Genomic DNA, 22,258 nt, shown 5'->3' with positions numbered 1-22,258 from the left:
CGATAACTTATTTCCAGCAGACGAGGCAGTAGTTCTTTTTACCGCGGCGCAGCAGGGTGTAACGGTTAAACAGGATGTCGCCTTCGGTGAAGGAGTATTCCGGGTCAGACTGTTTTTCACCGTTGATGGTGATTGCGTTCTGCGAGATGGTTTTACGCGCCTGGCCACGGGATGGCTGCAGCTCGGAATCCACCAACGCCTGTTGCAGGTCGGCACCGCGATCCATTTCGACCATCGGCACGCCGTCCTGAGCCAGTTGCTCAAAGTCGGCTTCGCTCAGTTCACTCAGGTTGCCGTTAAACAGGCTGGCAGTAATGCGCTTGGCCGCGGTCAGACCTTCTTCACCGTGCACCAGACGGGTGACCTGCTCGGCCAGCACGTACTGGGCGCGAGGTGCAGCCCCGCTGTTTTTGTCTTCTTCTTCCAGGGCATTGATCTCTGCAATGTCCATAAAGGTGAAGAACTTCAGGAAGCGATACACATCGGCATCCGCGGTGTTGATCCAGAACTGGTAGAACTTGTACGGGCTGGTTTTCTTCGGATCAAGCCAGACCGCGCCGCCTTCGGTTTTTCCGAATTTGGTGCCGTCGGATTTAGTGATCAGCGGCACGGTCAGGCCGAAAGCCTGCTGCTGATGCAGACGGCGGGTCAGATCGATACCGGAGGTGATGTTGCCCCACTGGTCAGAACCGCCAATCTGCAGCACCACGCCGTGCAGTTTGTTCAGGCAGGCGAAGTCGTAACCCTGCAGCAGGTTGTAAGAGAACTCGGTGAAAGAGATCCCCACGTCGTCGCGGTTCAGACGCTGTTTTACCGCTTCTTTGTTAATCATCTGGTTAACAGAGAAGTGCTTGCCGATATCACGCAGGAAGGTCAGCACGTTCATGCTGCCGAACCAGTCGTAGTTGTTTGCGGCGACGGCAGAATTATCCCCGCAGTTAAAGTCGAGGAACGGCGCAACCTGACGGCGGATTTTTTCCACCCACTCCTGCACGGTATCTTCGGTGTTCAGCTTACGCTCAACGGCTTTGAAGCTTGGGTCGCCGATAAGACCGGTGGCGCCGCCCACGAGGGCAACCGGCTTATGGCCTGCTTCCTGAAAGCGTTTCAGGCACAGCAGTGGAACCAGATGGCCCAAATGCAAGCTGTCGGCGGTCGGATCGAAGCCGCAATAGAGTGCAATTGGCCCTTGCGCCAGTCGCTCTGCTAACGCATCCTCATCCGTCACCTGGGCCACCAGGCCCCGCTCTTGCAATTGTTTGATCAAATTGATGTTCGACATCAAATTCTCCATCTCTAATACGACTGCACCTTTGCCGGTACACGGCTTTTCGCCCACTGGCGAAAGAATTCATTTTTTAGGGGACATAGAATAAAGGGCTGACGCAGTTAGCACCAGCGCTTAAGGTGAAAATCCTGACTTTACGGCGCGAGGCGGTCTATTTTCCAGGCAGTTCCGTCGCGCTGGTAGAGGAAGCGATCGTGCAGACGGTGTTCGCCCCCCTGCCAGAACTCCATCTGGTCGATGCTGACGCGGTAGCCGCCCCAAAAACTCGGCAGCGGCACTTCCCCCTGCTGAAACTTCTGTTTCAGCTCGAGGAATTTGCTTTCCAGCACGCCGCGCGCGGATATGCGGCTCGATTGCTTCGATACCCAGGCGCCTATCTGGCTGTCCTTCGGGCGGCTGTGGAAGTATTTCAACACTTCGAGGGTGGATAACCGCTCGGCGGTGCCCTGCACCATCACCTGGCGCTCCAGCATATGCCACGGGAAATGCAGGCTAACGCGGGGGTTGTGTTCGATGTGGTGCGCCTTGCGGGAGCCCAGGTTGGTGTAAAACACCAGCCCTTTTTCATCAAAATGCTTTAGCAGGACGATGCGTTGATACGGCTGGCCGTTTTCGTCAACCGTGGCCACGACCATGGCAGTCGGGTCGGCAAGTTTGGCTTCGCAGGCCTGAGCCAGCCAGCGTTCAAAAAGCGGCAGCGGGGTGTCGGTGAGATCGTGGCGGCGGAGGCCACCTTTGGTGTATTCGCGGCGCAAATGCGCAATCTGTTGCAAAGAGTCGTTATCAGACATGGCGTTACATCAGGCTATCCTCGGGTGGAGCTATTGTGCTCTCCACCCTGAGAAATCTCAACGTTTGGCCGTCTGTAGCTGGCAATTATTCAGCACGATTGTGTCTTTGCGATAGACGGTTGCGCTGTCGCCCTTCGACCAAAAGACGTACACGCCGTCGGTATAACGTGCGCCGGACGCGGAAAGCCCCTGCGTCAGGGTCAGCATCTGGTTATCGTAGACAAAGCTAACCTGCTGTTTGTCGTTATTCAGCTTCACGGTGAGCGGTTTTTCATCGCACTGATACGCCAGCGTATCGGTATGCATTTTTTCGAGAAAAGCGTTGTAGTAACTACAGCCGGCGAGCAGTATTGGCAAGGTGGCAACGAGCAGTTTTTTCATCTGAGTATCCTGAAGATCTTGTTATCCCTGGAGGGCATGCGCCCTCCTTAACGCTAGCAGTTTAGCGGCTGCGGGATGAAGATAATTTCAGTTAACTCTTATTATGACGCGGATTAGCAGGATAAATGGCACCGAGGATGGTCGGCTCAGAGGCACCGGTTACCGAAGGCAGGTTGCCCGGCAGGCCGGACATTGTTCGGTAGGCCAGCCAGGCAAACGCCAGCGCTTCCATATCGTCCCCGCTTATCCCGGCTTCATCGGTCGTCGTCACTTCCGTACCCGGCAGCAGCGCAGCGAGGCGCGCCATCAGAAGCGGGTTACGGCTGCCTCCGCCGCACACCATGAGTCGTTCACAGCCGCCGCTCAGGAGTACCTGCTCGGCGATAGTCGTCGCCGTCAGCTCAGTCAGCGTGGCCTGCACATCTTCTCCGGCAAGCGCCGGGAACATCGCAAGCTGGCGCTCAAGCCAGCCATAGTTAAAGTATTCGCGGCCCGTACTTTTGGGCGCAGGTGAGGCGAAGTAAGGATCGCTCAGCATTTGCTGCAACAAAGGAAGAACGACTTTGCCCTGGCTCGCCCATTCGGCGTCTTTATCATAGCCTTTTCCACGCTGCCGCCAGATCCACGCATCCATCAGCATATTACCGGGCCCGGTGTCGTAGCCTCTGACCGGCTGGTCTGGGATCAGCAAAGAGAGGTTGGCAATGCCGCCGATGTTGAGCACCATTCGGCGCTCAACCGGATGAGCGAGCAACGCCTGGTGAAACGCCGGCACCAGCGGCGCGCCCTGCCCGCCAAGCGCCATATCGCGGCGGCGAAAATCACCGACGACGGTAATACCGGTCAGCGCGGCAATATGGTTGTTGTCGCCAATTTGCATAGTGTGGGCGGCCTCGCCCTGCGGCTCATGCCACACCGTTTGCCCGTGGCAGCCAATGGCCGTGACGTCTTCAGGCCGCAGCCCTTCGCGCTTAATAAGGATTTGCACCGCCTCGGCGAACAATTTACCCAGCCGGTTGTCCAACTGGCCTAGCTGGGACAGCGTGAGTTGCTGCCCCTGGCAAACGGCAAGAACCGCGTTTTTGATGGCCAGCGGCATCGGGTGGCTGTAGCTCGCCTGCTGAACGACCAGATGTTCGTCGATAGCAGCCAGCACCACATCGATACCATCCAGACTGGTGCCTGACATCACGCCTATATAACGACCTGACTTCATCCGTCACTCCTTATTCTCGCCGGGGCGGTAAATTAATGTGGTTAAACTAGCACGCAATATTATGATTTATTAATAATATTAATTAATAATCTGTGTCAGTCGCGGCAGAAAGCAGTACGGCATTTAAGCCAAACTCGCACAGCGCGGCGGTTTAATTGTTGTTAAAGACATTTGATTTACTATTTTTACAGGATTGTTGTAGAACAAACATGAACTATGGCCAGGAATTGCCATATAATTTAGTCATAACGGATGCTCACCGAGCGTTGATGGTTCACAGGAGAGGTACAAATGATTTCACGTATTTTGGCAGTTTCACTGGTTGCTTTCACCCTTGCTGGCTGCGCCAACGAAGGGCTGTCCGGCGATGTGTACAACGCGTCTGAAGCTAAACAGGTAAGAACCGTGACCTACGGGACCATTACCCACGTTCGCGCGGTGACCATCAAAGGCAGCGACAGCAATAGCACTATCGGGGCTATCGGCGGTGCGGTACTGGGTGGCCTGTTGGGTAACACCGTCGGCGGCGGCACCGGACGTACTCTGGCCACCGCAGGCGGCGCCGTAGCCGGTGGCCTGGCGGGTGATGCCGTCGGCGGCGCAATGGGCAACAGCAAAGGCGTTGAGCTGGAAATCCGTAAAGATGACGGCCAGACCATCATCGCCGTGCAGAAACAGGGTGACACCCGTTACTCCGTTGGCCAGCGTGTAGCCATCTCCGGCAGCGGCAACAACATCACCGTTGCTCCTCGCTAAGACAACATCGCCAAATGAATTAAGGCCCGCATAGCGGGCCTTTTCTGTTAGTAAGTAATGCCGGGCGGATTCACCTCCGACTGGGCAACTTCTTCCCCCTGCTCCCCCCACCGCGCAAGCACCTGCTGATACTCTCCCCGCTGAATAGCGCCATCCAGCGCCGCCTGCAGCGCGTACACCAGCCCGTTGCCCTTTTTCGTTGTCGTCGCCACATAGGCCTTTTTCGGCCCCAGCCCAACCACACGCGTAGTGCCGGTTAACGCGGCTTTATAGGCGGTGATTGACTGCGGTCCAAAAAATACGTCGGCCCGGCCAGACTGAATATAAAGGTTGGCGGAGGCATCGTCGGTCACATACACAGGCAAGGCGGGCTCGCGCCCGGCACCTTCGTTTTCTGCATTCCAGCCTAGCAAAATACGCTCCTGATTTGTGCCTGACCCGACGATAACCTTCCGCCCGGCTAGATCTTCTGCCTTAGCGATAGACTGAATCGGGCTGCTGGCCTTCACCGCAAAAGAGAGCGAATCCACGCGATAGGTGGCAAAATCAAATTTCTCTTTCCGCTGCTCCGTCACGGCAATGTTTACCAGCGCCACATCATAGCGCCCGGAGGTGATGCCCAGCGGCCAGTCTTCCCACGCGGTCGGCACCAGCTTCAGTTTCAGGCCAAGGCTACCGGCCAGCAGGCGGGCTATGTCCGGGTCGCTGCCTATGCGCGTGCGGTTATCGCTGGCCAGCAGCGCCAGCGGCGGAGAGTTAAGCGCGGAGATCGCCACCGTTAATGTACCGGGCTCGACAAACCTGTAGCCTGCGGTGATTTTGGCAATCGCCTTTTCATCCCGCGCCACGCTCAAAGGCTTTTCATTGGCAACAAGGTCAATATTCGTCTGCGCGGACAAAGCGGAAAAAGAGATCAACAGCGCGATAAAGCCATATTTCATCTCACAGCACCTTCGATAAAAATTGACGGGTGCGCGGGTGCTGCGGGCGATTCAGCACTTCGTCGCTGCTTCCCTGCTCGACAATTTTGCCGTCGACCATAAACACCACCTGATCGGCCACTTCCCGTGCAAAGCCGATTTCATGCGTGACGACTACAAGCGTCGTGCCCGAACGGGCCAGTCTTTTAATCACGTCCAGCACTTCGCCGACCAGCTCAGGGTCAAGCGCTGACGTTGGCTCATCAAACAGCATCACCCGTGGGCTCAGTGCCAGCGCGCGGGCAATGGCAATACGCTGCTGCTGCCCGCCGGATAAGTGCCGCGACCAGGCATCGGCTTTATTGCGCAGCCCGACGATGTCCAGCAGATCATACGCACGCTCAATCGCCTCTTTGCGGCTCAGCTGTTTATGAGCCACCGGTGCTTCAATCAGGTTTTCCAGCACCGTCATGTGGGGAAACAGATTGAAGTTCTGAAAGACATAGCCCACGTTGGCCCGCTGGCGCAGGATCTCCTTTTCTTTCAGCTCGTACAGTTTGTCCCCTTTCAGACGGTAACCAATGTAATCGCCGTCAATCTGGATGTAGCCTTCGTCCACCCGCTCAAGGTGGTTGATGGTGCGCAACAGCGTAGATTTACCGGATCCGGATGGCCCGAGGATCACCGTCACCGTACCAGGCGGGATCTCAAGCGAAACATCATCCAGCGCCTTATGGCGACCGAAATATTTGCTGACGCCGGTAATGGAAATATGGCCGTTATGAGAGGTTGGCATGGACCGGCTCCTGGGCAACGGGGGCTGTGGACGGCGCAGCGCTGCGGGCGGTGCGCGTTTGGTTGATGGCGGAGCGGCGTTCGCTGCGGGCCAGCGAGCGTTCAACCAGGTACTGAATCACCGACAGTACGCTGGTGATCACCAGATACCAGACGGCCGCCACCATCAGCAGCGGGATCACCTGCTGCGTGCGGTTGTAGATCATCTGGATGGTGTAAAACAGCTCCGGCATCGCCAGCACGTAAACCATCGCCGTGCCCTTAGCGAGGCTGATGATTTCGTTGAACCCGGCGGGCAGGATCGTGCGCAGCGCCTGCGGCAAAATAATCCGCACGGTACGCCGCCACGCGGGCAAACCTAACGCTGCGGCGGCTTCGTATTGCCCGTGATCCACCCCCAGAAAACCACCTCTAACAATCTCTGCAGTGTAGGCGCTTTGCACCAGCGTCAGCCCCACTACTGCCGTCGAAAACTGCCCCAGCACGTTAATCGTGTCGTAGCTGCCCCAGACGATGCTGGTGAAAGGCACCCCAATCGACAGCGTGTCGTACAGGTAGGAGAAGTTGTAGAGCACGATCAGCACGACAATCAGCGGCAGGGAGCGAAACAGCCAGATGTAACTCCAGGCCAGGCTGCTCAACAGCCAGGAAGAAGAGAGTCTTGCCAGCGCGAGTAAGCCCCCGAGCACCACGCTCAGCGCCGTGCCCAGCAGCGTTAACAACAGCGTTTGCCCCAATCCCTCCAGAATGACCGGATCAAAAAACCAGTGGGCAAAAACGCCCCATTCCCAGCGAGGGTTAAACGCGACGGATTGCACCACCACCGCGAGCACAAACAGCGCAATCACTGCCCCCACGGTGCGCAACGGGTAACGCGCGGGCACCACTTTAATGGTTTCAGACGTTTTCATCGTCACTCCTCAGGCCGTTTTACTCAGGCTTTCCAGCGCTAAGATTTTGGTGAACCGTAGCCGCCCGTCGTAGGGCGGCAGGCTGAACGTTTCGGGGTCAACCTCCAGGCTGAACTGCGGATCGTAGCCCTCGCTCAGATAAAGCCTGACGGCCTCCGGTTGACGAAAGCCGGTGGTGAGATAGATGCGGCTGTAGCCAGCCTGAAGGGCCAGGCGCTCCAGTTCGCGAACCACTCGTCCGGCCAGACCCTGCTTGCGCAGCGTACTTTTCGTCCAGATACGTTTGATCTCGGCGGTTTGCTGGTCGTAGGGCTTGTAGGCCCCGGTGGCAATAATTTCGCCCTCACGCTCCAGTACGATAAAAATACCCTGCGGCGGCAGATACCATTCGGTCAGCTCCACTTCGGCATCACGGGAGAAAAAATCCCCGTAGCGGGCGGCATACTCGCCAAACAGGCCGCTAATGATTGGCTGCAGCTCTGGCGCTTCCGGGGACAAAACGCGAAAATATTCGCTCATATACGCCTCCTCAATCGCCCAAACCGGCGGGGTTAACTTCCGAGGCTGGAATACGCTCCACGCCTTCGCCCCAGCGCTTTAAAACTTTGTCGTAGTCCCCCTGCTGAATCGCGCCGTTGAGCGCCGTCTGCACCGGTTCCACCAGGCCACTGCCTTTTTTCAGCGTCACCGCAATATGTGCCGCTTTTGGCCAGCCGCCGTCCACGCTGCCCACCAGCTTTGTTTTACCGGTGAGCGCCGCTTTCCATGCCCCGGTGACATTAGGCCCAAACCAGGCATCGGCTCGCCCGGACTGCAGCGCCAGCGTGAGCGCGGCATCGTCTTTGGTGTACACCGGCGTAAACGGCTTCAGCCCTTTTTTCTCGTTTTCCGCATTCCACGCCAGCAGGATCGCTTCTTGATTGGTGCCGGACCCAACGACGATGCGCAACCCGGCGATATCTTCCGCGTGGGTGAGCGATTTAATCGGGCTGCTGGACTTCACATAAAAGCCCAGCGAGTCTTTACGGTAGGTGGCAAAATCGAACTTCTCTTTGCGATCTTTGGTGACGGTAATATTGCTGATCGCGGCATCATATTTCCCGGAAGCTACGCCGAGCGGCCAGTCCTCCCAGGAGGTCGGGACCACGTTCAGCTCCAGCCCAAGGCTGTCGGCAACCAGGCGGGCAATGTCGACTTCGCTGCCTAGCAGGGTTTTATTGTCATCAGAAAAAACCGTCAGCGGCGGCGAATTGAGCGCCGCCACTGCCACGGTAAATTTACCGGGAACGGCAAATCGATAATCTTTAGGCAACTGCGCGATGGCCTGCGGATTTTTAGCGGTATTGATCGGCGCTTTGTTGGCTTCCAGGCTGACGCCGGTGCCGTTGATGGTCACGTCGTTCGCCCAGGTAAGCGGCGTCCACGCCAGCGCAATCGCCAGCAGCAGGGATGTTTTTTGCATCGTTTTTCTCTTTATTTGTTTTATTTGCCGTAGCGATTTTCGGGTTGCGCAAGGTCAAAGCTTTCGCGCAGCGTGATGCCGGGGTATTCGGTGCGGAACAGGCCGCGTGCCTGAAGGACCGGCACAACCTGCTCCACAAAACGCGGGAAGGTGTCCGGGGTGCCGCCCTGAATGATGAATCCGTCTGCCGCTCGCTCGTCAAACCACTGTTGCAGGCCGTCCGCCACCTGTTCCGGCGAACCGGAAAAACGCGGCCTTGGGCTGGCGGCTTCAAGCGCGACCTGGCGCAGGGTTAACCCGCGCTCCCGGGCGTTGCGTTTGATCTCATCGGTGGTGCTGCGGAAGCTGTTCTGGCCCAGATCGCCGATATCGGGAAAAGGCTCGTCCAGCGGGTACTGGCTAAAGTCATGGTGTTCGAAATAGCGGCCCAGGTAATTCAGGGCATCGCTGACGGAGACCAGCGCGGCGGTGGTTTGGTACTGCCGTTCAGCGTCTTTGGCATCCGTGCCAACGATGACGCTCACGCCCTGGAAGATGTGCAGCGAGTCAGCCCCACGGCCTTGCCCTTCCAGCTGGTTTTTCACATCCCGGTAAAAGGCTTTTGCCTCATCGAGCGATTCATGGTGAGTAAAAATGGCATCGGCATGTTTTGCCGCCAGCTTTTTGCCGTCTTCCGAGGCGCCGGCCTGGAACAAAACTGGTCTGCCCTGCGGCGTGCGGCCAATGTTCAGCGGCCCCACGACCTGGAAGAAATCCCCCTGATGATTGAGCGCGTGCAGCTTTTCAGGGGCGAAGAACTGCCCGCTTTCTTTATTGCGCACAAAAGCATCTTCTTCCCATGAATCCCAGAGCCCTTTTACGACGTCCAGGTATTCATCGGCGATGCGATAGCGCAGCGCGTGTTCAGGATGCTGGGTTCTGGAGAAGTTTTTAGCCGATCCTTCCAGCGGAGACGTGACCACGTTCCAGCCCGCACGGCCGTTGCTCAGATGATCGAGACTCGCAAACTGGCGCGCCGTGGTAAAAGGGTCGCTATACGACGTCGACAATGTCCCCACCAGGCCCAAATGCTTCGTCACGCTCGCCAGGGCAGATAATACCGTCAGCGGCTCAAAGCGATTTAAAAAGTGCGGGATAGATTTTTCGTTAATATAAAGTCCGTCGGCCACAAAGATAAAATCCAGCTTCCCCTCTTCCGCCTTGAATGCCGTTTGTTTGACGAACTCAAAATTGATACTGGCATCGGCTACCGCAGCAGGATGGCGCCAGGCCGACATATTTCCCGACGCGCCATGTAATATCGTACCCAGTCTTAATTGTCGTGTTGCAGACATGCCTTATCCTTATGCGGATCGTTAAAATCCGCCGTCGCTGATTAGAGTTAAAGTTGTTGTAGCGCCGATTGGGCTAACCGGGCGAAATAACGGGCTGCGGGTTCAATCAGTCTTTCATCGGGATCGAAGGCCGGATGATGAAGCCCATAGCGGCTGTCGCTGCCGATGCTGACAAACGCGCCGGGAATATGCTGGAGATAAACCGCAAAATCCTCGCCGCCCAGATGCAGATCGGCATGATGCGTGGCGTAACCTTCCGCGGCGGCAACTTCACTGGCAAAGGCTGCCCAGCGCTCATCGTTAACCAGCGCGTCAGGCCCCAAATGCCAGGTGACGTCAATTTCCGCCCCAAAGGCGCTGGCAAGACCGGCCGCAATCTCAATAACGCGAGCTTTAACCGCCTCTCGCACGCTGGCGCTGTGGGTGCGCAGCGTACCTTCCAGTTCAACGCTTTCCGGCAGCACGTTCCAGGTGTTACCGCCCGCAATACGGGTAATACTCAATACGGCTGAATCCAGCGTGTTGACCTCCCGGCTGGTGATACTTTGCAGCAGGGTAACTAATTGGCTGGCAAGCAATATCGCGTCTTTGCCTTCATGCGGGCGCGCCGCATGCGCGCCTTTGCCCCGCACCTGAATGACCAGCCGGTCAACGTTGGCATAGAACGGGCCGCCGCGTGTGGCAAACGCCCCGACAGGCAGGCCTGGCTCATTGTGCATGCCAAAAATGGCGGAGATCCCCTCCAGCACGCCGGCCTTGACCAGCGTGCTGGCCCCACCAAAACGCTCCTCTGCGGGCTGAAACAGGATGCGAACCCGGCCGTTAAGCTGCGCTTCGTTCTGTTTAAGCAACAGCGCCGCGCCCAGCATCACGCTGCTGTGAACGTCATGCCCGCAGGCGTGCATTACACCCGGATTCTGCGAACTAAAGGCCACGCCGCTGGCTTCTTCAATGGGCAGCGCGTCGATATCAGCCCGCAGCGCAATCGCGTTCTCGCCTTCGCCAATTTCCGCCACTACGCCGGTGTGTAGCGAATACGGCAGCAGGCGGATACCCGCGCTTTGCAGCCAGTCGCGGATGCGCGAGGTGGTTGCCACTTCTTCAAGGGATAATTCCGGGAACCGGTGCAGCTCGCGACGCCAGTCGATCAGTTGCTGAGCAAACGTCATACAGCCACCTCCGCAGCCGCATGGGCCTCGGCCAGCAGCTGCAGCGAAGCCAGACGTTCTGCTCCTTCTGCCACCGGCGTATCAATAATAAATTCATCAATGCCGTACTCTTCGTGCAGCGCCTGCAGCGCTTCCCGCACCGCTTCAGGCGTGCCTTTGAACAGCGAAGGTTCTCTTCGCGTCAGGCTTCGCAGCGTGCTGCCGGACTGGCGGGCAAAGCTGTGGGCCTGCTCTTCGCTTGCCACGCTCACGCGCTGGCCGTTTTCAAGCTCCACGCCCCAGATTTCCACCTGTCGGGCAAGCTCTTCCGCGCGGCCTGCATCCCGTGCCACGATAGCCTGTACGGCCACCAGCACATCGCGGCGGCTGTTCTTTTTCCAGTCAGTCACTACGTCGCGCAGCAGTGTTTTATCGCCGTTTAAATGGGCGGCAAAAACAAAGTTCCAGTCCAGGCTGGCCGCCAGCCTGGCGCTTTGCAGGCTGGCGCCTAATAAAAAACCTTCCGGGCGCTGGGCCGGTAGCGGCGTGGCGCGAACGCTTTCGTCCGTCGCGGGTTCACGTCGCGAGAGCCAGTCGTCGAGCTGCGTGAGCTGTTCATCGAAGCTGCCTTTTACCGACGGCGATTGCCCGTGCTGCAGCGCCTGCGTCGAGAGCGGCAAGCCCCCCGGCGCTTTACCGACGCCGAGATCGATGCGGCCAGGCGCAAGGGACGACAGCAGATTGAAGTTTTCGGCCACTTTGTAAGGGCTGTAATGCTGAAGCATCACGCCGCCGGAGCCCACGCGAATGCGGCGCGTCTGCCCGGCAATCCAGGCAATCAGCACTTCCGGCGAAGGGCTGGCAAGCTGGGGCGTGTTGTGGTGCTCGGCCAGCCAAAAGCGGTGATAACCCCAGGTCTCTGCCTGCTGCGCGAGATGCAGCGTACGGGCCAGGGCATCCGTCGCGCTGTCGTTGGGCGCAAGCGGGCTTTTATCCAGGATACTGATGCGATAAGACATAATGCAGGCTCATTGTTAAAAACATGCCTGCATTATTAAAAGCGGGAGACGGCGGTGAGAAACAATTAATTTACATTTAGACTTCTGAAATAGAGATAAACAAACTCACACGCCTGCCCAACTCTTTGCTACCGGGCGAATATTTTTGCGGGTAAGGGATCGTCAGGTAAAAAAAAGCCCCGCTGGATAAGCAGCGAGGCTTGGGTTCAACCGGGGAGATTAATCCCGGGCCTGCAGTTCAATAATATTTTGCTCAAGCCGATTAATCAGGCTGCTTAACAGCGCCTGCTCTTCGCGAGTAATACCCGACAGGATTTCTCCCCGCGTTTCGTTTATTACGCCTTCCATCTTTTCAATGATAGGCGCGGCCTGCTCGGTCAATTTAATCCGTTTTGCACGGCGGTCGTTTGCACAGGTTTTGCGTGAGATTAACCCTTTCTCTTCGAGTTGATCGAGCGTACGGACCAGTGATGGCTGCTCAATGCCGATCGCTTTAGCCAACTGAATCTGTGACTGATCTGGCGGCAGCTGATGAATATTATGCAGCGTTACCCAGTGTGTCTGTGTCAATTCCAGAGGTTTCAGGCGATGGTCAATCAGCGCACGCCAGATGCGTACCAGGCGGGCCAGATCCGAACCTAATGGCGATGGCGATTCCAATTTCATCTCCTTATAATTAGCTTGCTAACTTATTATACTGATTTTAGACTATTGTGCAGGCATTAATTGTTAAAAACAAATCCCTTACTTTCACTGAAGTTATGCAACCAGCTATACTTTTATTCTACATCTAAGTGAGGGGAAACGGCAGCCACCCCCGTTTTTTAAAGGATTATCACTACGTGAGTCTCACTTTTAGCCCGTCCGGTTTCCCGCTTCAGGATCTTGTGGTCGGGGCATCGGTCTACTTCCCTCCGCTGTTTAAGGCCGTGTTTGTCGGCTTTTTTATCTGGCTGATCGTCCACCGTTTGCTGCGCGACTGGATTTATTCCGGCGAAATCTGGCATCCCACGTTAATGGACTTATCCCTTTTCGCGCTGTCCGTCAGCGCCGGCATGGCTCTTTTGGTGATGTGGTAACGCAATGAATATCAAAACAATAAAATATTTTTCCACCCTCATCGTTTTTGCCGCCGCGCTGCTGGCAGGCTGGCTGTTATGGAACTATTACATGCAGTCGCCCTGGACGCGGGACGGCAAAGTGCGCGCCGAACAGGTGAGCATCACGCCGCAGGTGTCCGGCACCATCGTGACCCTGAACGTAAAAGACAACCAGTTTGTGAGTAAAGGCACTCCGTTGTTCACCCTCGACGCCACGCCTTACCACATTGCGGTGCTAAACGCCGAGGCGCAGCTGGCGAAGGCCCAGTCCGATCTGGCCAAAGCCAGCAACGAGGCGAACCGCCGCCAGAATCTGCCGCGCAACTATATTTCTGCCGAAGACATGGACACCGCCAACATTAACGTTAAAGCGATGCAGGCGGCAGTGAAAGTCGCCCAGGCCACGCTGGAGCAGGCGCAGTGGCAGCTTTCGCAAACTACAGTCACTGCCCCGGTAGACGGCTGGGTCACCAACCTGACCTCCCGCGTCGGGAACTACGCCAGCGAAGGCATGCCGGTCTTCGCGCTGGTGGACAGCCACTCGTTTTACGTGGTGGGCTATTTCGAAGAGACCAAGCTGCGCCGCATTCAGCCGGGTAATGCCGTGCAGATCGTGCTGTACAACGGCAACCAAAAGCTGAGCGGCAAAGTAGAAAGTATTGGCCGCGCGATCTACGACCAAAGCATCGAAAGCGACAGCGACCTGGTCCCGGACATTAAGCCGAACGTGCCGTGGGTTCGCCTTGCGCAGCGCGTGCCGGTGCGCATTAGCCTGGATGCCATTCCTGATGGCGTGACGCTGGTGTCAGGCACCACCTGCACCGTTAGCGTTCAGCCCTGATGAATCTCAGTTTTCTGGCGTGGCATAACACGCCGTGGGGAAAAGCCACTGGCGGGCAATGGTGCTATGCGCTGCGTAACGCCATTGCCATGGGCATGGCGCTGGCCATTGCCTACGGCCTGAATCTGGATGAGCCTTATTGGGCGATGACCTCCGCCGCCGTAGTGAGCTTCCCCACCGTTGGCGGCGTGATAAGCAAAAGTCTGGGGCGGATTGCGGGCAGTTTCATCGGCGCGGCAGCCTCGTTAATGATTGCCGGCAACGCGCTGAACGATCCCTGGCTGTTCACCTTCGCCATGGCAAGCTGGCTGGCGCTTTGTACTTGGGCCTCCAGTCATTTTCAGAATAACGTGGCCTACGCCTTCATGCTCGCCGGGTACACCGCCGCCATTATTGCCTTCCCGATGATCAATACCGTGGAATCAACGGAGCTGTGGGATATCGCCCAGGCACGCGTGTGCGAGGTGGTGGTCGGGATATTGTGCGGCGGCTTTATGATGATGGTGCTGCCCAGCACCTCGGACGGCAGCGCTCTGGTTAGCGCCCTGAAAAACATGCACGCCCGGCTGCTCGAACACGCCAGCCTGCTCTGGCAGCCGGAAACCACCGACGCCATTCGCACCGCGCATGAAGGGATTATCGGCCAGATCCTGACCATGAATCTGCTGCGTATTCAGGCTTTCTGGAGCCACTATCGCTTCCGCCGCCAGAACAACCTGCTGAACTACCTGCTTCACCAGCAATTGCGCCTGACCAGCGTGATATCCAGTCTGCGTCGGATGCTGCTCAACTGGCCGGAGGCACCCGCCAATATCTGGTCGGTGCTGGACAGCCTGCTGCGGGAGCTGGCCAAGCCCAACGCCGATAAATACACCGTTGCCCGGCTGCTGCAACACATCGCCCCTCATTCTCAGGACGATTATCGCCATCAGGCATTCTGGCACCGCCTGCGCTATTTCTGCTGGCTCTATCTCAACAGCAGCCGCTGGCTAAGAGAGCTGGAAAACGCCACGCCGGTATCAGTAATTACGCCGCCCGAAGCCCCGCCGCTGGCGCGCCATACCGACAATGCCGAAGCGCTGTGGAGTGCCGTGCGCACTTTTGCAACGATCGTCCTGACCGGCGCCTGGTGTATCGGTACCCAGTGGGAGTCCGGCGGCGGCGCGCTGTCCCTCGCCGCCATTAGCTGTGTGCTCTACTCTTCAGTCGCCTCGCCGCTCGGCTCGCTCACGCTGCTGATGCGGACCTTGCTTTGGCTGTCGCTGTTCAGTTTCCTGGTGAAATTTGGCCTGATGATTCAGGTCACCCAGCTGTGGCAGTTCCTTATTTTCCTGCTGCCGCTGCTGCTCACCATGCAGTTACTGAAACTCCAGCAGGCAAAGCGCGCCGCGCTTTGGGGGCAGCTCATTGTCTTTATGGGATCGTTTCTGTCGGTCAGCAACCCGCCGGTGTACGACTTTGCCGGGTTTATGAATGACAACCTCGCCAAAGTCCTCGGCGTGGGCATTTCATGGCTGGCTTTTTCGGTACTGCGCCCCAGCTCCGACACCCGCAGGAGCCGCCGCCATATCCGGGCGCTGCGGCGCGGGTTTATCGACCAGCTCAGCCGCAAACCGCAGCACAGCGAGAGTCAGTTTGAATCGCTGGTGTACCACCACATCAGCCAGCTTAGCAGTAGCAAAGAAGAGGCGGCCCGCCGCTGGCTTCTGCGCTGGGGCGTGGTGCTGCTCAACTGCTCGCACGTAGTCTGGCAGCTGCGCGGCTGGGAAACACGCTCCGACCCGCTGTCGATGGTCAGGGACGTTTGCCTGCACACGCTGCGGGATGTGATGAGTGAACGGGGTGTACTGCAAAGGCCGCTGGCGGAATCACTGAAAGAACTGCAAAGAATGTGCGACACGCTGTCGCATCATCACGACCCCGCGGCGCGGGAACTGGCGGGCATTATCTGGCGGCTTTACTGCTCGCTGTCCCAGCTGGAACAGGCACCGCCTGCCGGAACTCTGGCAGGCGGTCAGTAACGATCAAGGCACGTCGTAGCCGAGCGCGGCCTTACGAATGCGGAACCACTGCTGGCGAGTCATCTCCAGAGACAGAGAGTGAATGGCAGAGCGCACACGTTCGATTTTGCCAGACCCGATGATCGGCAGCGGGGAAGATGGCAGGCGCATCACCCAGGCATAAACCACCTGTTCGATGGTGTCGGCCCCAAGTTCTTCCGCCACTTTCTGCAGTTCGGCGCGCAGCGGCTGGAATTCATCGTCGTTAAACAGACGGCCGCCCCCAAGGCAGGACCACGCCATCGGACGAATGCGCAGCTGCTGGAGCTGGTCGAGCGTGCCGTCCAGCAGCAACGGCTGGTGCACCGGTGAAAGCTCAACCTGGTTTGTTGCCAGGGTGAACGGCAGGCGAGACTGCAGCAGGGAGAACTGCGCCGGGGTAAAGTTAGACACGCCGAAATGGCGCACCTTGCCGCTGTGATGCAGCGCGGTGAAGGCTTCCGCCACTTCGTCGGCGTCCATCAGCGGGTCCGGGCGGTGGATCAGCAGCAAATCCAGATAGTCGGTGGCCAGTTTTTTCAGCGAGCTTTCTGCACTGCTGATGATGTAATCGCGATCGGTAATGTAGTGGCCAAGAGCATTTTCTGGCTTCGCGGTGGTGGCGATACCGCACTTGGTGACAATCTCCATTTTACCGCGCAGATGTGGCACCAGACGCATCGCTTCGCCAAAGGCCGCTTCACAAGCGTACCCGCCGTAAATATCGGCGTGATCCGCCGTGGTGATCCCCATCTCAACGTGCTCTTCAATAAAGCTCGCCAGCTCGCGCGGGGACATGTTCCATTCCATCAAACGCCAGTAGCCCATCACCAGGCGTGAAAACTCCGGGCCCTGCGGGGCAATCGTAATACGCTGTACCATAAAAAAATCACCTCAAAAAAGGAAAAAATCTTCCCCGAGTATAACGGCGGTGAATGATTAAAACAGTGAGGGCTGCTCAGGTTCTTCAGGAGAATTTGGCTTGTTTGCTCGTAACTTGCGCAATAAGCGCTGGCGGCAGAGGCGCAGCACGTCCTGCTTTTGGGCGTCGCTCATTTGCTGCCACTGGAAACGCTCGTCCCGGCTGCGCATACAGCCACGGCAAAAGCCGCGTTCATCCGACTGGCAGATCCCGCGGCAGGGGCTTTGAATGGGGAAGAACTCTAGCTGCTCAGACACTAACCCGCCTCATTAACGACTTTGCATCAATTGAAGCCTGAGTCTGTCCCGGATGCAAGCGGGGCGGCTAAAAAATCGCCTCTCGACTGAAAGCGGCTGAAAATTAAGGTTCAACTAATCTTCTCTCTCCAGGATAGCGCATATTCAGTTTTGTATTCACGGCTTATATGAACCTTTTAAAAAAGTTACAGTGTAACGATGCGCAACTTAACCTCTGCTGCGCATTTTTCTTTACGCTGATCAATTCTCTTTTTATCCACCGCAGCTGGCAGCTAATTGCCCCGGACTCGCTCCATAGCTGGCTGTTTGCCGCTTCGGTGCCGGTGGTACTGTTCTGCGGCTGGCTAATGATTTTCAGCGTGGTGAACCTGCCCTGGCTGCGCAAACCCGTGCTGGTGCTGCTGGTCATAGGCTGCGCTGCCAGCAACTATTTTATGTTCACCTACGGCGCCGTCATTGATAAAAACATGATGGCCAACGTGTTTGAAACAGATTCCCAGGAAGCCACCGCGCTGGTTACGCCGCAGCTGGTCAGCTGGCTGGCCTTGCTGGGTATTATCCCCGCCCTGTTGCTTTCCCTGGTGAAGGTTCAGCCGGCGCGCTGGTGGCATACCGTGCTGACTCGCCTGGTCGGCATTCTCGCCGGACTGCTGGTGATAATCCTCATCGCCGCCGTGTTTTACAAAGACTACGCTTCGCTGTTCCGGAACAATAAAAGCGTGGTGAAAATGGTCACGCCCGCAAACTACATCAGTGCCATTAGCCGCTACAGCAAAGAACGCTGGTTTGCCGGGGATCAGACGCTGATTAAAATTGGCGAAGACGCGCAAAGAGGCCCGCTGATTAAACAGCAGCCGAAGAAAACGCTGGTGGTGTTGGTCGTCGGTGAAGCCTCAAGAGCCGAGAACTATTCGCTGGGCGGCTATGGGCGTGAGACCAATCCTCAGCTCAAAAAACAGGGCGTGATTTACTTCCAGAATGCCTCGTCCTGCGGGACGGAAACCGCGGTTTCTGTGCCCTGTATGTTCTCAGTGATGCCGCGTAAAACCTACGATGCGGATCTCGCCCGGCACCAGGAAGGCCTGCTGGACGTATTAGCCCACGGCGGCGTGAACGTGCTGTGGCGGGATAACGACGGCGGCTGCAAAGGCGCCTGCGACCGTGTTCCGCATACGGATATGACCCAGTGGAAGCTGGACGTTTACTGCAAAGACGGCGCCTGCTTTGACGATGCGCTGCTCCACCGCCTGGACAATGTTCTCGACGGCCTGCAGCGGGATACCGTCCTGGTGCTGCATCTGATGGGCAGCCACGGGCCGGCTTATTACCAGCGCTATCCGGCCAGCTTTCGCCGCTTCACCCCCACCTGCGACAGTAATCAAATTCAGGACTGCGACCGCCAGGCGCTGATTAACACCTACGACAATACTATCCTGCACACCGACGACGTGCTGAGCCGCACTATCGACAAGCTGAAACAGCATCAGGATAAACTGAATACGGCGCTGGTTTACCTGGCCGATCACGGGGAATCTCTCGGGGAAAGCGGGATTTACCTGCACGGTACGCCGTATATGCTCGCGCCTTCGCAGCAGACACATATCCCGCTGCTGTTCTGGCTGTCACAGGATTACCAGCGAAGCTTTGCGCTGGACAGCGAGTGCCTGGCCAATAAGGCCGCCAGCGACGCCGTGTCCCAGGACAATTTGTTCTCAACCCTACTCGGTATGATGAATATTCATACCTCGGTTTATCAAAAAGATACGGATATTCTTGCCGACTGCCGCAGGCGCTAATGGGATGGCGATCACAAAAAAGTGGCCGCTCCCTCTTGCATTAGACTGACTGGTCTACTACATTTGAGCGCATGAATCGACATCCTGAACACGACACTCGCGAACATCTCCTCGCCATTGGCGAGCGGCTGTGCCTTGCCCGGGGCTTTACCGGCATGGGGTTAAGCGAATTGTTGCGCACCGCAGAAGTGCCCAAAGGCTCTTTCTACCACTACTTCCGCTCAAAAGAAGCGTTTGGCGTGGCAATGCTGGAGCGCTATTACCAGGCTTCTAATCTGCGCGTGGCGGAACACTTTTCGCACGGTGAAGGCAATTATCGCCAGCGCCTGCTGAAGTGGTACCAGGATATGCTGAGCTACTTCTGCCAGAGCGGAAACCTGAGTAACTGCCTGATAGTGAAACTTTCAGCAGAAGTCTGTGATCTTTCGGAAGATATGCGTGGCGCGCTGAATAACGGCGGCTCACAGCTAATCTCTCTGCTTGCTGATGCCCTGGAGAAAGGCCGCAGCGAAAAAAGCCTGCGCTTTGAAGGCGAAGCGCTCGAGCAGGCCATGGTGCTGTACTCGCTGTGGGTAGGCGCCAGCCTGCAGGCAAAAATTTCCCGCAGCGCGCTGCCGCTGGAAAGCGCGCTGGCACACGTAAGAATCCTATTGGCAGAACCTGTCGCCTGACAGGTTTTTTATTTACTGAATTACTAGACGACCGGTCTACTTGAGGAAACACCATGTCAGCAGATAAACTGTTTACGCCGCTCAAAGTTGGCGCTATTACCGTACCAAACCGTATCTTTATGGCTCCGCTGACGCGCCTGCGCAGTATTGAGCCAGGGGATATCCCAACCCCGCTGATGGGCGAATATTACCGCCAGCGCGCCAGCGCCGGGCTTATCATCAGCGAAGCAACCCAGATGTCCGCCCAGGCTAAAGGCTACGCCGGCGCTCCGGGCCTGCACAGCGAAGAGCAAATCGCCGCGTGGAAAAAAATCACCGCTGGCGTGCACGCTGAAAAAGGCCACATGGCGGTGCAGCTGTGGCACACCGGCCGTATTTCCCACTTTACCCTCCAGCCAGGCCAGCAGGCTCCGGTCGCGCCTTCCGCGCTGAGTGCCGGGACCCGTACCTCCCTGCGTGACGAAAACGGCAACGCCGTTCGCGAAGATACTTCCATGCCTCGCGCGCTGGAACTGAACGAAATTCCGGGCATCGTGGATGACTTCCGCCAGGCAATTGGCAATGCACGTGACGCCGATTTTGACCTGGTTGAGCTGCACTCTGCTCACGGCTATCTGCTGCACCAGTTCCTGTCTCCTTCTTCTAACCACCGTACCGACGAATATGGCGGCAGCCGCGAGAACCGCGCTCGCCTGGTGCTGGAAGTGGTTGATGCCGGGATCAAAGAATGGGGTGCCGACCGCATCGGGATCCGCGTATCACCGATTGGCTCCTTCCAGAACGTGGACAACGGCCCGGACGAAGAGGCTGACGCGCTGTACCTGATTGAAGAGCTGGGCAAACGCGGCATTGCTTATCTGCATATGTCCGAGCCGGACTGGGCCGGTGGCGAACCGTACACCGAGGCATTCCGTGCCAAAGTCCGTGAGCGTTTTAGCGGTGTGATCGTTGGCGCTGGCGCCTATACCCCGGAGAAAGCGGAAGATCTGATCGGCAAAGGCCTGATCGACGCCGTCGCGTTTGGCCGTTCGTTCATTGCCAACCCGGACCTGGTCGCTCGTCTGCACAAAAATGCCGAGCTGAACCCACAGCGCCCAGAGTCCTTCTATGGCGGCGGCGCGGAAGGCTACACCGACTACCCAACGCTGTAACTCCGCAGTACCTTTCATTGATAGCGGCGCGCAAACGCCGCTATACTCAACGACTCCAGAAATAACTGTCTCATTCGACGAGGATTTTATGCGTCTACTTCATACCATGCTGCGCGTTGGCGACCTGCAACGCTCCATCGAGTTTTACACCAAAGTGCTGGGCATGAAACTGCTGCGTACCAGCGAAAACACCGAGTACAAATACTCTCTCGCGTTTGTCGGCTATGGCGATGAAAGCGACACGGCGGTTATCGAACTGACCTATAACTGGGGCGTGGACAGCTATGAGCTGGGCACCGCTTACGGCCACATCGCGCTGAGCGTGGATAACGCCGCAGACGCCTGTGAACGCATTCGCAATAACGGCGGCAACGTGACCCGTGAAGCCGGCCCGGTAAAAGGCGGCACCACCGTTATCGCTTTTGTTGAAGATCCGGACGGTTACAAAATCGAGCTGATCGAAGAGAAGCACGCGGGCAAAGGCCTGGGTAACTGATTTTCAGGCGATTAGCGTCAAACAAGGGGCGTGTTGTGCGCCCTGATGGTTGCTAACTAAAGAGGGAAAAAGCGTGGTTTTTCCCTCTTTGTGGTTAACAGATGAAAATCAATGAATTGATTTTTCTGGTTTATTTCATAATGACTTCGGGCCGCCTCTCCTATTATTGGGGAGTTATCCACACCCTGAAGGCGCAGGTTGTGCGGCCTTTACTGCAACACTCCCCGAAATTTGCCATAATGCGCGCTGCATTTTCCCCGTATTAAGAGAAGCTGATGTCAGACAACACGCAATTGCATGGCCTGTGCGACCGTTTTCGTGGTTTTTATCCGGTAGTGATCGACGTTGAAACCGCAGGTTTTAACGCTAAAACCGATGCGTTACTGGAAATCGCCGCCGTTACCCTGAAGATGGATGAAGACGGCTGGTTATCCCCCGACGAAACGCTGCACTTCCATGTCGATCCGTTTGAGGGCGCGAACCTGCAGCCTGAAGCCCTGGCGTTCAACGGTATTGACCCGCATAACCCCCTGCGTGGTGCCGTCAGCGAATACGATGCCCTGCACGCGATTTTCAAAACCGTGCGAAAAGGCATTAAAGACAGCGGCTGCAGCCGGGCGATTATGGTGGCGCACAACGCCACGTTCGACCACAGCTTTATGATGGCGGCGGCAGAGCGAGCCTCTTTGAAACGCAACCCGTTCCACCCGTTTGTGACGTTTGATACCGCGGCCCTGAGCGGCCTCGTACTGGGGCAAACCGTGCTGGCCAAAGCCTGCATCGCCGCAGGCCAGAAGTTTGACAGCTCGCAGGCCCACTCCGCCCTGTACGACACCGAGCAAACCGCCCTGCTGTTCTGCGAAATAGTCAACCGTTGGAAGCGCCTCGGCGGCTGGCCGCTGCCGCTGGCCGACGAACCGGAATCTGAAGCATAAAAAAAGCGACCTGAGGGTCGCTTTTTTAC

At 57.1% G+C, this 22,258-nt stretch carries 22 protein-coding genes and 1 pseudogene; 9 read left to right on the top strand and 14 right to left on the bottom strand.

The window, feature by feature from the left end; all coding sequences use genetic code 11:
- Positions 1-7: 7 nt before the first annotated feature.
- The 4 genes from tyrS to anmK all read right to left on the bottom strand — a co-directional run bounded on the left by tyrS (position 8) and on the right by anmK (position 3,676).
- On the bottom strand, positions 8-1,282 hold the full coding sequence (gene tyrS / locus WFN87_RS09565) for a tyrosine--tRNA ligase (protein WP_008456432.1): 1,275 nt from the start codon (positions 1,280-1,282) through the stop codon (positions 8-10).
- Between the two features lie 140 nt (positions 1,283-1,422).
- The gene (gene pdxH, locus WFN87_RS09560; protein ID WP_008456433.1) at positions 1,423-2,079 is read right to left on the bottom strand and encodes a pyridoxamine 5'-phosphate oxidase; all 657 of its coding nucleotides are present in this window, start codon (positions 2,077-2,079) and stop codon (positions 1,423-1,425) included.
- A gap of 57 nt (positions 2,080-2,136) precedes the next feature.
- Complete coding sequence (gene mliC, locus WFN87_RS09555) at positions 2,137-2,460, bottom strand: C-type lysozyme inhibitor (protein ID WP_336982649.1); 324 nt, start codon at positions 2,458-2,460, stop codon at positions 2,137-2,139.
- 91 nt (positions 2,461-2,551) lie between these two features.
- Entirely contained in the window at positions 2,552-3,676 is a 1,125-nt protein-coding gene (gene anmK / locus WFN87_RS09550; RefSeq protein WP_336709520.1) for an anhydro-N-acetylmuramic acid kinase, read from the bottom strand.
- A 291-nt stretch (positions 3,677-3,967) separates the two neighbouring features.
- On the opposite strand from anmK, the gene WFN87_RS09545 reads away from it, so the two are divergent.
- Entirely contained in the window at positions 3,968-4,432 is a 465-nt protein-coding gene (locus WFN87_RS09545; protein ID WP_008456437.1) for a glycine zipper 2TM domain-containing protein, read from the top strand.
- 47 nt (positions 4,433-4,479) lie between these two features.
- On the opposite strand, the gene WFN87_RS09540 is transcribed toward WFN87_RS09545, so the two are convergent.
- From WFN87_RS09540 to slyA, 8 genes and pseudogenes are all read right to left on the bottom strand, one after another.
- Positions 4,480-5,373, bottom strand: coding sequence for a transporter substrate-binding domain-containing protein (locus WFN87_RS09540; protein ID WP_336982648.1), 894 nt, complete (start codon positions 5,371-5,373; stop codon positions 4,480-4,482).
- Between the two features lies 1 nt (position 5,374).
- Complete coding sequence (locus WFN87_RS09535; RefSeq protein ID WP_166994137.1) at positions 5,375-6,148, bottom strand: ATP-binding cassette domain-containing protein; 774 nt, start codon at positions 6,146-6,148, stop codon at positions 5,375-5,377.
- A complete protein-coding gene (locus WFN87_RS09530) occupies positions 6,132-7,058 on the bottom strand; it encodes an amino acid ABC transporter permease (protein ID WP_336709524.1) in 927 nt (308 codons plus the stop codon). The genes WFN87_RS09535 and WFN87_RS09530 overlap by 17 nt, the downstream gene beginning before the upstream one ends.
- A gap of 9 nt (positions 7,059-7,067) precedes the next feature.
- On the bottom strand, positions 7,068-7,577 hold the full coding sequence (locus WFN87_RS09525; RefSeq protein WP_166874724.1) for a GNAT family N-acetyltransferase: 510 nt from the start codon (positions 7,575-7,577) through the stop codon (positions 7,068-7,070).
- 10 nt (positions 7,578-7,587) lie between these two features.
- Positions 7,588-9,854, bottom strand: a pseudogene (locus WFN87_RS09520) (NtaA/DmoA family FMN-dependent monooxygenase).
- Positions 9,855-9,901: 47 nt separating this feature from the next.
- Positions 9,902-11,023: an amidohydrolase gene (locus WFN87_RS09515; protein ID WP_336709526.1), complete on the bottom strand. Its 1,122-nt coding sequence runs from the start codon at positions 11,021-11,023 to the stop codon at positions 9,902-9,904.
- Entirely contained in the window at positions 11,020-12,021 is a 1,002-nt protein-coding gene (locus tag WFN87_RS09510; protein WP_336709528.1) for an LLM class flavin-dependent oxidoreductase, read from the bottom strand. The genes WFN87_RS09515 and WFN87_RS09510 overlap by 4 nt, the downstream gene beginning before the upstream one ends.
- A gap of 219 nt (positions 12,022-12,240) precedes the next feature.
- Positions 12,241-12,687 carry a transcriptional regulator SlyA gene (gene slyA / locus WFN87_RS09505; protein ID WP_034808293.1) on the bottom strand — a complete coding sequence of 149 codons (447 nt, stop codon included), beginning with the start codon at positions 12,685-12,687 and terminating at the stop codon, positions 12,241-12,243.
- A 176-nt stretch (positions 12,688-12,863) separates the two neighbouring features.
- On the opposite strand from slyA, the gene WFN87_RS09500 reads away from it, so the two are divergent.
- Genes WFN87_RS09500 through WFN87_RS09490 form a run of 3 tightly spaced genes read left to right on the top strand, consistent with a single transcriptional unit; the run spans position 12,864 to position 15,983 of the window.
- Positions 12,864-13,100, top strand: a complete 237-nt coding sequence (locus tag WFN87_RS09500) for a DUF1656 domain-containing protein (protein WP_008456455.1) — start codon at positions 12,864-12,866, stop codon at positions 13,098-13,100.
- Between the two features lie 4 nt (positions 13,101-13,104).
- On the top strand, positions 13,105-13,962 hold the full coding sequence (locus WFN87_RS09495) for an HlyD family secretion protein (protein WP_336982645.1): 858 nt from the start codon (positions 13,105-13,107) through the stop codon (positions 13,960-13,962).
- A complete protein-coding gene (locus tag WFN87_RS09490) occupies positions 13,962-15,983 on the top strand; it encodes an FUSC family protein (protein WP_336982643.1) in 2,022 nt (673 codons plus the stop codon). The genes WFN87_RS09495 and WFN87_RS09490 overlap by 1 nt, the downstream gene beginning before the upstream one ends.
- 3 nt (positions 15,984-15,986) lie before the next feature.
- Here the strand turns inward: WFN87_RS09490 and WFN87_RS09485 are convergent, their stop codons facing one another.
- Positions 15,987-16,883: an aldo/keto reductase gene (locus tag WFN87_RS09485; RefSeq protein ID WP_008456461.1), complete on the bottom strand. Its 897-nt coding sequence runs from the start codon at positions 16,881-16,883 to the stop codon at positions 15,987-15,989.
- Positions 16,884-16,940: 57 nt separating this feature from the next.
- Positions 16,941-17,180: a DUF1289 domain-containing protein gene (locus tag WFN87_RS09480; RefSeq protein ID WP_008456463.1), complete on the bottom strand. Its 240-nt coding sequence runs from the start codon at positions 17,178-17,180 to the stop codon at positions 16,941-16,943.
- A 167-nt stretch (positions 17,181-17,347) separates the two neighbouring features.
- On the opposite strand from WFN87_RS09480, the gene eptA reads away from it, so the two are divergent.
- The 5 genes from eptA (at position 17,348) to rnt (ending at position 22,229) form a co-directional block, all read left to right on the top strand.
- The gene (gene eptA, locus WFN87_RS09475) at positions 17,348-18,976 is read left to right on the top strand and encodes a phosphoethanolamine transferase EptA (RefSeq protein ID WP_336982640.1); all 1,629 of its coding nucleotides are present in this window, start codon (positions 17,348-17,350) and stop codon (positions 18,974-18,976) included.
- Positions 18,977-19,047: 71 nt separating this feature from the next.
- Entirely contained in the window at positions 19,048-19,647 is a 600-nt protein-coding gene (locus WFN87_RS09470; protein ID WP_008456467.1) for a TetR/AcrR family transcriptional regulator, read from the top strand.
- A 53-nt stretch (positions 19,648-19,700) separates the two neighbouring features.
- A complete protein-coding gene (locus WFN87_RS09465) occupies positions 19,701-20,798 on the top strand; it encodes an alkene reductase (RefSeq protein WP_336982638.1) in 1,098 nt (365 codons plus the stop codon).
- 88 nt (positions 20,799-20,886) lie between these two features.
- Positions 20,887-21,294 carry a lactoylglutathione lyase gene (gloA, locus tag WFN87_RS09460; protein WP_039292495.1) on the top strand — a complete coding sequence of 136 codons (408 nt, stop codon included), beginning with the start codon at positions 20,887-20,889 and terminating at the stop codon, positions 21,292-21,294.
- Between the two features lie 275 nt (positions 21,295-21,569).
- Positions 21,570-22,229, top strand: coding sequence for a ribonuclease T (rnt, locus tag WFN87_RS09455; RefSeq protein WP_008456473.1), 660 nt, complete (start codon positions 21,570-21,572; stop codon positions 22,227-22,229).
- Positions 22,230-22,258 lie beyond the last annotated feature (29 nt).

This window comes from Cedecea sp. AS113 (genome assembly GCF_037152415.1).
Lineage (GTDB): Bacteria > Pseudomonadota > Gammaproteobacteria > Enterobacterales > Enterobacteriaceae > Cedecea.
The sequence above is the reverse complement of the archived record's forward strand: the minus strand, read 5'-3'. Positions and strand labels throughout refer to the sequence as shown.

Coding starts and splice junctions, on each gene's coding strand:
- tyrS (WP_008456432.1), bottom strand. CDS start 1,282: ATGTCGAACATCAATTTGATCAAACAATTGCAAGAGCGGGGCCTGGTG.
- pdxH (WP_008456433.1), bottom strand. CDS start 2,079: ATGTCTGATAACGACTCTTTGCAACAGATTGCGCATTTGCGCCGCGAA.
- mliC (WP_336982649.1), bottom strand. CDS start 2,460: ATGAAAAAACTGCTCGTTGCCACCTTGCCAATACTGCTCGCCGGCTGT.
- anmK (WP_336709520.1), bottom strand. CDS start 3,676: ATGAAGTCAGGTCGTTATATAGGCGTGATGTCAGGCACCAGTCTGGAT.
- WFN87_RS09545 (WP_008456437.1), top strand. CDS start 3,968: ATGATTTCACGTATTTTGGCAGTTTCACTGGTTGCTTTCACCCTTGCT.
- WFN87_RS09540 (WP_336982648.1), bottom strand. CDS start 5,373: ATGAAATATGGCTTTATCGCGCTGTTGATCTCTTTTTCCGCTTTGTCC.
- WFN87_RS09535 (WP_166994137.1), bottom strand. CDS start 6,148: ATGCCAACCTCTCATAACGGCCATATTTCCATTACCGGCGTCAGCAAA.
- WFN87_RS09530 (WP_336709524.1), bottom strand. CDS start 7,058: ATGAAAACGTCTGAAACCATTAAAGTGGTGCCCGCGCGTTACCCGTTG.
- WFN87_RS09525 (WP_166874724.1), bottom strand. CDS start 7,577: ATGAGCGAATATTTTCGCGTTTTGTCCCCGGAAGCGCCAGAGCTGCAG.
- WFN87_RS09515 (WP_336709526.1), bottom strand. CDS start 11,023: ATGACGTTTGCTCAGCAACTGATCGACTGGCGTCGCGAGCTGCACCGG.
- WFN87_RS09510 (WP_336709528.1), bottom strand. CDS start 12,021: ATGTCTTATCGCATCAGTATCCTGGATAAAAGCCCGCTTGCGCCCAAC.
- slyA (WP_034808293.1), bottom strand. CDS start 12,687: ATGAAATTGGAATCGCCATCGCCATTAGGTTCGGATCTGGCCCGCCTG.
- WFN87_RS09495 (WP_336982645.1), top strand. CDS start 13,105: ATGAATATCAAAACAATAAAATATTTTTCCACCCTCATCGTTTTTGCC.
- WFN87_RS09490 (WP_336982643.1), top strand. CDS start 13,962: ATGAATCTCAGTTTTCTGGCGTGGCATAACACGCCGTGGGGAAAAGCC.
- WFN87_RS09485 (WP_008456461.1), bottom strand. CDS start 16,883: ATGGTACAGCGTATTACGATTGCCCCGCAGGGCCCGGAGTTTTCACGC.
- eptA (WP_336982640.1), top strand. CDS start 17,348: ATGAACCTTTTAAAAAAGTTACAGTGTAACGATGCGCAACTTAACCTC.
- WFN87_RS09470 (WP_008456467.1), top strand. CDS start 19,048: ATGAATCGACATCCTGAACACGACACTCGCGAACATCTCCTCGCCATT.
- WFN87_RS09465 (WP_336982638.1), top strand. CDS start 19,701: ATGTCAGCAGATAAACTGTTTACGCCGCTCAAAGTTGGCGCTATTACC.
- gloA (WP_039292495.1), top strand. CDS start 20,887: ATGCGTCTACTTCATACCATGCTGCGCGTTGGCGACCTGCAACGCTCC.
- rnt (WP_008456473.1), top strand. CDS start 21,570: ATGTCAGACAACACGCAATTGCATGGCCTGTGCGACCGTTTTCGTGGT.